This window comes from Vibrio sp. 811 (assembly GCF_033339195.1).
Genome location: NZ_JAWOUB010000941.1, coordinates 1 through 519 on the forward strand (window position 1 = coordinate 1; position 519 = coordinate 519).

1 pseudogene is annotated in these 519 nt (G+C 49.7%); it reads right to left on the reverse strand.

What is annotated here, in order from left to right:
• Positions 1 to 513 (reverse strand): annotated as a pseudogene (locus R7Q46_RS30245) (alpha-glucosidase); the annotation flags it as partial.
• Between the last annotated feature and the right edge of the window lie 6 nt (positions 514 to 519).

The following is a 519-nucleotide window of genomic DNA, read 5'->3' on the forward strand; positions in this document are numbered from 1 at the left end:
TGGTAGGCTCATCTCCGCGGTAGAACTGAATGAGGTTTCGTTGGTGAACGTCTTCGTCGGTAGAGAACGAGTAATGCGGAACTCGGCATCGCGGTCATTACGGATCGCCCAGTTGTCTTTCATCTCGCTAAAGTTAATTTTAATGCCGTTCTCGATGGTCGAAATCTGGCGCTTGTAATCTGGGTAGTACTGCGCCACGGTTTGGTCTTTGCGCGTCGACAGTGCGTATTTCACCAACTCGCCGTCCCACTCCAACGCCAAGTTCATATCACGATCAGTTTTGTTAGTGATGAGCGTTTCCACCAGCGAAGAGCGGTCAGTCACGAAGCGCAGCACCATTTGCACGTGAATATCGTCCAAGTCCAACACCTGCACTAACGCACCTGGAATGGAATAGACTTTCGCTTCTGCGTTCGATAAATCGTAAGTTTGGCCACTCACTTTGTCGGTCAACGTGAGCTTGTCAAACGTTTGGCCAGACATAAAATGCGCGTACTCTTGCGTCACTTGCATAATACC